Genomic DNA, 8712 nt, shown 5'->3' with positions numbered 1-8712 from the left:
ACCACCTCCGACCTGGACGATCTCCTGGCCAGGCTCGACCAGCACACCGCCGATCACCCAGAAGAATCCTCCGCCGCCAAGGCCGCGTGATCAACCCCCGAAGGACTTACGACGCAGACCACTTAGGGGTCGAGACCCATACGCGGGGCCCGTGCGTACCGAAGACAGCAGTGGACGTGTCGCGGCTGTCGCGGCGCGCCGCCAGGTGTCTCGCCTCAAGGAGTTTTCATGCGTGCTCGGTTCCTGCCCGTCCTCCTCTGCACCGCTGCTGCTGCCGCCCTAGCGGCGCCCGCCTTCGCCAGTGCCGACAGCGATCAGCCCGCCGAGCAGGCCATGGCCCACTCGGCGTTGCATGCGATCGGGCTGACCGCGGACCAGAGGCTCGTGGAGTTCGATGTCGACAAGCCGGGCAGGACCTGGGACCTGGGCAAGGTCTCGGGCCTGTCAGGGGACATGAAGATCGTCGGGATCGACTTCCGAGTCCAGAACGAGAAGCTCTACGGCGTCGGTGACAAGGGCGGCATCTACACGCTCAGCACCGAGTCCGCGAACGCGGTGAAGGTCTCCCAGCTGACCGTGGCCCTGGCCGGCACCTACTTCGGCGTCGACTTCAACCCGGCCGCCAACCGGCTGCGGGTCATCAGCGACACGGGACAGAACCTGCGCCACAACATCGACGACAACGCCGCCCCGCTCACCACCACCGTCGACGGCATGCTCACCAACCCCACCACGCCGCCCTCCACGGCCCTCGGTGTCACCGGTGCCGCCTACACGAACAACGACCTGAACGCGGCGACCGCGACGACCCTGTTCGACATCGACACCACGGCCGACCGGACCTCGATCCAGTCCCCGGCCAACGCCGGCACCCTCGCCCCCACCGGGAACCTCGGCGTCAACGCGGGCCCCGACGCCGGCTTCGACATCTACTACAGCCCCAAGTCATCCACCAACAGCGGTTACGCGGCCCTCAGCACCACGGGCACCCAGCGCCTCTACGGGATCAACCTGCTGACCGGCGCCGCCCGCGACCTCGGCTCCTTCCCGAAGAACCGCCAGGTCACCGACATCGCCCTCCCGCTCGACCAGCACTGACACGCACGGCAGGGGCCGCACCACCGGTGCGGCCCCTGCCGTGGAGCGGGACTGGCCGGGTCGAGCCACGACAGCTGGAGACCTCCCGGCCGCCCGCCGCCTCGGTCAGCAGTACCGCACCCACTCGTGGGCGTGAACGTAGCGGGACTCGACCCAGCCGGACTTGTCGGCCAGGTGGTACCAGCCGTCCTGCTGGCAGGCCAGCTTGACGTGGCTGCCCGGGGACAGGCTCCACACCACGTGGGAATGCGTCCACGGGTGCTGGCGGACATTGAGCTCGATCCGGGAGGTCACCGTTCCCGACACCCCGTAATCATGGTGGTGGGACTGGGGAGCAGCCCCCGCCACGCCCACGCCCGCCACACCGAAACCGGCAGCCAGGACAACGGCGGCAAAGCCGCGTCCGATCGTTCGTGCGGTCATAGCAGCACTTCCTTTCGCGCCCCCTCGCCTCTGCGCCCAGGGCCATGTGAGACCCGGCGCCGCGAGCAGCTTGCGCTCACGCCTCCACCTGGTGATTCGAAGGCTCGAACCCGCGGGATTGGTGTGGATTCACCTATATCGTCACAGACTGGTTCTCAGGGCGCCCCACCGGCCCTCGAACCGGGGAGACCAAGCAGGGGGACTCCCGGCATCGCGCTGCGCCGTCGGAGCTGCCGTGGCAGACCGACACAGACTCTGCACGGACGGCCAGGCCCTCTGAGCTGCTGGTATCCGCATTGCTCACAAGCCGGTGATGGCGCGGGCGGTGAGGCCAAGTCCGACGAGGAGAACGAGGGCCGAGGTGACGGCGGGCCCGATACGCCCAAGCGCCCTCAGACGCGTGGAGGACCTCTCCGCGGTGCGGGCGGTGATCCGGTCGCGCAGTCGTACGAGGAGGAGGCCGGCGAGGGTGAGGGTGGTGGCCATGCCGAGGCCGTAGCCGATGACGAGGAGCACGCCGAAGGCGGTCCGGCCGAGGGCGACGGCACCGAGGAGGACGACCAGTGCCGAGGGACTGGGGACGAGGCCGCCGGCGATGCCGACGCCGATGAGCGACCAGCGCCTTCGGCGTGCCGGAGCGTGAGTGTGGTGGTGGTCGGTTTCGTGGGTGTGTTGATGGTCGGCTTCGCCGTGGTGGTGATGGTCGTGCGGGAGCGCGGTGGCGGTTTTGGTCAGGACGACGGTGGCGCCGTCGGCCGCCGCGCTGTCCGGCGCGCGGCGTGAGGACGGCAGGCCGGTCGGCGGCTCGTGGCTGTGTCCGTGCCCGTGGTCGCCGCCGTGGTGAGGCCCATGGCCGTGGTCACCGTGGTGCGCGTGGCTGTGATCGCCGTGGTGGTGATGTCCATGGCTGTGGCCGTGCTGGAGAGGGCGGCCGCGCAGGGCGGAGTGCAGCAGCCGCAGGCCGATGGCGGTGACGAGGAGGCCGCTGGCCAGGCCGAGCCAGCCGAGGACGGTTTCCCCGGCAAGGTGGGTGGCCAGCGGGAGCGCCAGACCGAGAGCGAGGACGCCCGCGGTGTGGGTGAGGGTCACGGTTGCTCCGACAGTGACGGCATCACGCGGGGTGCCGCGCCGTCCGGCCAGGTAGGCCGCCATGATCGTCTTGCCGTGGCCGGGCATCGCCGCGTGGGAGGCACCGAGGACGACGGCGAGGAGCAGGGCGAGGAGGCCGACGGGGACGGTCAGTTCGCGGCTGCCGACGAGGGTGTCGAAGAGAGCGGAGACCTTGTTCAGCGCGGCGGTGACCGGGCCTGAGCCGGGCAGGCCGGGCGGCGCAATCCGGGCCGCGATCCCCTGCCCGGGAGCGGTCCGCAGTTCGGCGGTGCGCTGGTCGAACGGGTCGGCGAGAGGGTCCTGCGGGTACTGGCGCAGCTGGTTGGTCGTGGAGACCGCGGGAACGGTGGAGCTGGCAAGGGTGAGACCTTCGCCGCGGGCGGTGATCTCGTGCCAGCCGACGCGCCGGCTGTCGTAGTGCGTGGCGACGTGGACATTGGACGGCGAGGTGAGGTCCGCGTCGGCCGTGATGTGGCAGGTGAGGCGGCTGGTCTTGAGCCCGGCCTCGCCGGTGTGGAAAGTAAGCTTGGTGGAGCCCCGCTCCCATTGGAGGCTCACGTTTCCTACGCCTGCCTCCAGTTGTCCGGCGAGGGTGGCGCACGCCTCGTCCGCGTAGATGCCCTGTTCGTCGACGCTGATGTTGCCGTTGTGGTCCTGGTCGATGAGCGGGCGCTCTTGTGCTGCGGCGATCTCGGCACGGTCGACCACGATCTCGGCCTCGACCGCGCGGGGGCGCAGGGTCAGGCTGGTCGCGTAGTTGACGGTGAAGTTGCCCAGCGGATGCGCGGCAGCGGGCGCGGCCGAGGCGAGGAGGCCCAGGGGGGTGAGCAGGGCTGCTGCGAGCGGTACGGCGGCCAGGCGCCGGCGGGTGCGGGGGTTCATGGGGTGTCGTCGATTCGCCGGAGTGCTTCGCGCGCCGCGGGGGCGTGCAGCGGGTGGAAGGAGGGATCGAGGGCCAGCGCCTGCTGAAGATCGCGCCGGGCGGCTGATCTGTCACCGAGCGCCTGGTGGATGGCGCCGCGGTGGTAGAGGAAGAGCGCGCTGCGCGTACCCAGGACGAGGGCTTCGTCGGCCTGGTCGAGGGCCTCTTCGTCGCGTCCGGCGCGGTGCAGGGCCCAGGCGTAGGCGTCGTGGACGGCAATGAACGGCCGATCCCGTACCGCTGCTTCAGCCATGGTCACCGCCTGGCGGGGGTCGCCGTGGTCCGCCTCGAAGTAGATCGCGTCGACGTCGGCGGGCGTACTGGTAGCCCGGCGGAGCGTTTCCTGGGCACGCAGGACGGCGTACTGGGCCTCGGCCCGTTCCGGGCGGCCGAGCGCCTGCTGGAGTTCACCGAGTCCGAGGAGGTACTGCGGGAGCGGGGCCGTCGCGATGGCCGCGGTGTAGTCGGCGACTGCCCGCTCGCGGTCTCCCGTGGCTGCGCGTGCCTTGGCCCGGGCCTCCAGCAGTCCGGCGTCGCGCGGCGCGATGGCCAGCCCGGCCTCGGCCTGGCGCACAGCTGTCACCGGATCGCCGCTGTCCAGGGCGAGGGAGGACAGGTGGGTGTGGGCGAAGGCGCGCTCGCCGGGAGTGCCCGCCGCACGTAGTGCGCGGTCCATCAGGGTTTTGGCCTGGGCGGTGTCGCCGCGGAGTTCGAAGGTGTAGGAGGCGCGCGCCAGGGAGCTGCTGTCCGGGCGGAGGTCGGCCATCTTCTGGACGGCGTCTTCCGCTTCCTTGTACTGGCCGAGCTGGGTGTGGGCGTCGGCGAGGATCCCGTAGGAGGCCGGGGTGGCGGGGCTCGTTGCGACTGCCTTGCGGGCCCAGATGAGGGCGTCGCGGAACTGGTGGCGGGCGGCGGCCAGGGCGCCCATGCCGATTTCGGCGTGCAGGTTCTCGGCCGGTTCCAGGGCGAGGGAGCGGCGCAGGGCCGTCTCTGCCTGCGCGTAGGTGGCCTGGTCGGCGGTGGTGCGGGCCTGCTGCACGAGGGCCATGCCGAGGTCCGCCCAGCTGACCGGATCTTTCGGCAGGCGCTTCACGCGATCACGCAGTGCCTCGATGCCGCGCGCCGGACCCGCGGCGGAGGCTACGGATGAAGGGGCGTCCGGTGTGCTGGAGCCGGAGGGGGAGAGGCCGACGGCGCCGACGGTGAACATGACCACGCCCAGGGCGACGGTGATCGCGGTGGTGCGCAGGTATCTGCGCTGCCGGATCGAGGGGGCGGGTTTGTCTTCGGGCCGGTGCACGGGATCCTCCCCGGGGAAACTTCGGTGAACGGGGCTCCGGGCGGGGAACCGAGGACCGACCTCGGCCCCGCCCGGAGCGGTGGGGTCAGCTGGTCTTGCGGTTGCGGCGCAGGCGGTAGCCGCCGATTCCCATGAGCACGGCGCCCAGTGCGCCGACGGATCCGGTCCTCACGTTCCCGGACCGCTCGGGCGCGTTCGGGCCGCTGTTGACGGACTTGGTGTGCGGCAGCGCCAGGTACGGGAACGAGGTGCCGAAGGGCACTTCGTTGGTGTCGACCTGGTCGCCGTCGGCGAGGGCCGGGACGAGCTGGCCGGTCTGGGCGGCGCCTTCGACGGCCTGGAGGGAGATGTCGATGACGTCATCGGTCAGGCGGCGGCCGTTGGGGAAGCCCGCGAGGTCACCGGCGAGGACGCCGTACCGGTTCGGGTTGGGGTTGGGGCGCACGCCCATGTTCAGGCGCAGCTCCTCCGCCGGGACGATCTGCTTCAGCCGCGCGTCCTTGTTCAGGCGGTGGGCGTTGAGGTCGGCCTGAATCGGCCCGCACGCCTTGCAGATGCCCGTCAGGTAGATCTCGAACAGGTCCCGCCGGGGGGCCGGCGGGGCGGGGATGCCGTACACCTGCTGGATCAGCTTGGGCAGGATCGGGTCGAGGACCTTGTCCACCACCGGCTGGACGGTGCGGTCCTGGTCCGGGTTGAGGGTGTTGAAGGCGTCCTTGTACTTCAGCGGGACGACGACCTCGTTGACCAGGGGGTTGCCCAGGCGGGAGACCTGCTTCCACTTGTCGCCGTGCTGCTTGTCGCGGGAGTCGGAGACCTGGACGCCCTGGCGGTCGGTCGTGGACCAGACGCCGATGACCGGGTTGCGGCCGGGGTTGCCCTTCAGAGCGAGCTGCGTCTTGGGGATCTGCAGGGCGACGGAGTTGACGTTGTAGCCGGCGAGGGTGTCCTGGCCGCGCTCGGACAGGTTCCCGCCGTAGAGCAGGTCGAAGACGCGCAGGTCGGCGAAGAACGGGTCCTCGGCCTGACCGGCGAAGGTCTTGCCGCCCCCAGGGATGTTGCGGATCGCCTGGTTGCGCAGGGCGGCGTAGTTCGGCATCGACGCCGGGCCCACGCGCGAGGGCGCCGCAGGGACGTTCGAGAGCAGGACCTTGCTCTCGTTCCCCTTCGAGACGACCAGGTCGTAGACCTGGCGGAAGTTGAGGTCCGGGTCGGTCAGCGAGGTGACCGGGCCCGTGTTGTAGAGGAACTGGTTGGCGTCATCCCGGTAGCTGCTGTGGAAGCGCCAGGTGTAGGTGATGTCGGAGACGCCGTCACCCGTGTTGTCGATCTTGATGTTGTAGCGGAGGTCATCGCCGAACGCGTAGAAGTTCGGACCGCCGTTGGGCTCCTCGAACGGGATCCAGTTCGCCAGCAGCGTCACCGAATCGGGGCGGTCCAGGCTCGTGTACGCGTACACGTCGGTGTTGTCCGCACGCGGGTCGCCCGCGATCAGCGGCGCCTCACGGTGACTGGAGGCGGAACTGACTCCCGGCGCCAGCGTCAGGACACCCAGGCTGGTCGCAAGCGCGCCGGCGCCCAGGACGAGCAGGGACTGGTCGAGCACACGCCGCGAACGGGGCCGTGCGGAGATGGACTTCAAGGATGTTCCTCTCGACTGCGAACCCCGTCGCTCCGCGCACACCGGCGCAGCCGGACAGGGGCATTCAGGTGGGATGACCACTCGGTCGGACAGCGAGACCCAGGCGGCATCAGCAGCAGCCCGGCCCGCCGACCGGGCGTACCGCCATGCGCTCAGATCGCGCCGAGCGAAGGAAAGCACGCGGCACCCGTACCCCGTGACCACTTTTCCTCCGAAGCCGAGAGGGAACTCCGCCGCGTATTCGCAAATCCGCTGGCCACAGCCTCTTCACAGAAACGCCAGGGGGTTCCACATTCGCTACGACACGCAGTCGATGAGTTAGGCCGATCGAGGTCAATCGTGTTATTGCAACCAGTTCGCAACAAGGAGTTACGGCCTTTGGCGGTGAATGCAGGACGACAAGTATCGATGGAATGATGAGGATGAGAATGCCCTGGCTGTTCTGCGATGAGTGAAATCTTGCCGTGCCGGGGCATGGTCCGGGTACACGCGTTGCACCACCACACGAAGGGCGTCAACCCAGCATGCCGCGCATCAATGTAAGTGCAGACAAGGGCCGCAGCGTCGAGCTCCACTTCGAGGACTACGGCCAAGGCCGCCCAGTCGTTCTCGTCCACGGCTGGCCGCTGAGCGGCCGCTCCTGGGAGCCGCAGGTCGGTCCACTGGTCGAGGCGGGCCACCGAGTGATCACCTACGACCGGCGCGGGTTCGGCTCCTCCACCCAGCCCTGGGAGGGCTACGACTACGACACCCTGGCCGCTGACCTGGACGCCCTCCTAACGCATCTCGACATCCGTGACGCCACGCTGGTCGGGTTCTCCATGGGCGGCGGGGAGGTGGTCCGCTACCTCCACAACTACGGCAGCAGCCGCGTCCGCCAAGCTGTCCTCGCCGCAGCGGTGCCTCCCTACCTCCACAAGAGCGCCGACAACCCGGACGGCGGACTCGACGACGCCACGATCACCCAGTTCGAGGACGGCGTCCGCGGCGACCGGCCCGCCTTCCTGGAGGGCTTCGTCACCGGCTTCTTCCAGGCCGGCGAGAACACCGACCTCGTCAGCGCGCCCCAGCACCGCTATCACGTGCACCTGGCGGAGGCGGCCTCACCCAAGGGGACGCTCGACTGCATCAACGCCTTCGCCCGCACCGACTTCCGTGACGACCTCGCCCGGATCGACGTACCCACCCTGATCATCCACGGCACCCAGGACGCCATCGTGCCCTTCGAGGTCAGCGGCAAGCGGTCCCACGAAGCCCTGCCGGGCAGCACGCTCGCCCTGATCGAGGGAGCCCCGCACGGACTGAACCTCACCCACGCCCAGGAATTCAACCGGCACCTGACCGACTTCCTCGCCAAGTGACCGCGACCCCGGCCCCCGCCGCAAGGGCGCGGGCCGGGGCGGGTGCGGCTGGACGTGAACCAGGTCAGGCGAAGGCAGCCAACTCCCGGGACAGGGCCGCCACGCTCTGGAATGTGCCCCCCAGCACGGAGACGTGCTTCCAGTACAAGGTGCCGTCCGGAGCGATCAAGAAGACGGCCCGCCGCAACCCGATCCCGGGAGCCGTGATGCCGAACGAACGTCTCACGACTCGCTGTTCGTCCGCCAGCAGCGGCATGCGCAGGCCGTGGCGTCGTGCGAACGCCTCATGGCTGTCGACGCCCTGAGGACTGATGCCCCACACCTGCGCACCGACGGCGGCGAACGACTCCAGCCCTCCGGAATACGAGCACAGCTGGCGGGTACAGACCGGCGTGCCATCCCCCGGGTAGAAGGCCAGGACCAGGGGCTTGCCGCGCTGCCTGCACAGTTCGAAGTCGCGCCGCTCGAACGATGAGCCTATGAGCTCGCCACCCGGGAGGGCGAAGTCGCCCACCACCGAACCCAGTTCGGGTACGCCTGCCACGAAGATCCCCTTCGCATCATGAGCATGCCGGACAGGCGCCGGACGGCCGTCTGCCCCCGTCAGAACCACGCATTCGAGGCACCCCCCCCGGCCTGGAGCAACCTCGTCGACAAGGTTCCTTGCCCGCGGACGGCAACGCCTCCGAGAGCGCATCGCAGTGGAAAGAGAACCAGACGGCCCCTGGTGCTGACCCTCGATCCACCGCGTGATCTTTGATCACGCGGTGTGATTGCTTTTGTGGTGGGTTTCCGGATTCGGGCAGGCCGGTATCCCGGGTGGCCGTCCCGGTGGCGGGTTCTCCGAGGTTCTTTC

The 8712-nt window shown here is 69.6% G+C and carries 7 protein-coding genes; 2 read left to right on the top strand and 5 right to left on the bottom strand.

Annotated features, from left to right (window positions below; genetic code table 11):
- Nucleotides 1-228 precede the first annotated feature (228 nt).
- A complete protein-coding gene (locus OTB19_RS40510; RefSeq protein ID WP_267803856.1) occupies nt 229-1098 on the top strand; it encodes a DUF4394 domain-containing protein in 870 nt (289 codons plus the stop codon).
- A 105-nt stretch (nt 1099-1203) separates the two neighbouring features.
- Here the strand turns inward: OTB19_RS40510 and OTB19_RS40505 are convergent, their stop codons facing one another.
- The 4 genes from OTB19_RS40505 to OTB19_RS40490 all read right to left on the bottom strand — a co-directional run bounded on the left by OTB19_RS40505 (nt 1204) and on the right by OTB19_RS40490 (nt 6495).
- On the bottom strand, nt 1204-1521 hold the full coding sequence (locus OTB19_RS40505; RefSeq protein WP_267803855.1) for an SH3 domain-containing protein: 318 nt from the start codon (nt 1519-1521) through the stop codon (nt 1204-1206).
- Nucleotides 1522-1821: 300 nt separating this feature from the next.
- Nucleotides 1822-3513 (bottom strand): sulfite exporter TauE/SafE family protein, encoded by a 1692-nt coding sequence (locus OTB19_RS40500; RefSeq protein WP_267803854.1) that lies wholly within the window; start codon nt 3511-3513, stop codon nt 1822-1824.
- Nucleotides 3510-4853 (bottom strand): tetratricopeptide repeat protein, encoded by a 1344-nt coding sequence (locus OTB19_RS40495; protein ID WP_267803853.1) that lies wholly within the window; start codon nt 4851-4853, stop codon nt 3510-3512. The genes OTB19_RS40500 and OTB19_RS40495 overlap by 4 nt, the downstream gene beginning before the upstream one ends.
- A gap of 85 nt (nt 4854-4938) precedes the next feature.
- Nucleotides 4939-6495, bottom strand: a complete 1557-nt coding sequence (locus OTB19_RS40490) for a DUF4331 domain-containing protein (RefSeq protein WP_267803852.1) — start codon at nt 6493-6495, stop codon at nt 4939-4941.
- Nucleotides 6496-7019: 524 nt separating this feature from the next.
- On the opposite strand from OTB19_RS40490, the gene OTB19_RS40485 reads away from it, so the two are divergent.
- A complete protein-coding gene (locus tag OTB19_RS40485) occupies nt 7020-7856 on the top strand; it encodes an alpha/beta fold hydrolase (protein WP_267803851.1) in 837 nt (278 codons plus the stop codon).
- A gap of 64 nt (nt 7857-7920) precedes the next feature.
- Here OTB19_RS40485 and OTB19_RS40480 read toward each other — a convergent pair whose 3' ends face one another.
- Nucleotides 7921-8400 (bottom strand): peroxiredoxin, encoded by a 480-nt coding sequence (locus tag OTB19_RS40480; protein WP_267803850.1) that lies wholly within the window; start codon nt 8398-8400, stop codon nt 7921-7923.
- Between the last annotated feature and the right edge of the window lie 312 nt (nt 8401-8712).

This window comes from Streptomyces sp. H27-H5 (assembly GCF_026627505.1).
Taxonomy (GTDB): Bacteria; Actinomycetota; Actinomycetes; order Streptomycetales; family Streptomycetaceae; genus Streptomyces.
Note: the sequence above shows the minus strand (reverse complement) of the source record. Positions and strands in the feature narration are given on the sequence as shown.

Bases quoted from the DNA above. Each gene is read 5' to 3' on its own strand.
- OTB19_RS40500 (WP_267803854.1), bottom strand. From the start codon at position 3,513: ATGAACCCCCGCACCCGCCGGCGCCTGGCCGCCGTACCGCTCGCAGCA.
- OTB19_RS40505 (WP_267803855.1), bottom strand. From the start codon at position 1,521: ATGACCGCACGAACGATCGGACGCGGCTTTGCCGCCGTTGTCCTGGCT.
- OTB19_RS40510 (WP_267803856.1), top strand. From the start codon at position 229: ATGCGTGCTCGGTTCCTGCCCGTCCTCCTCTGCACCGCTGCTGCTGCC.
- OTB19_RS40485 (WP_267803851.1), top strand. From the start codon at position 7,020: ATGCCGCGCATCAATGTAAGTGCAGACAAGGGCCGCAGCGTCGAGCTC.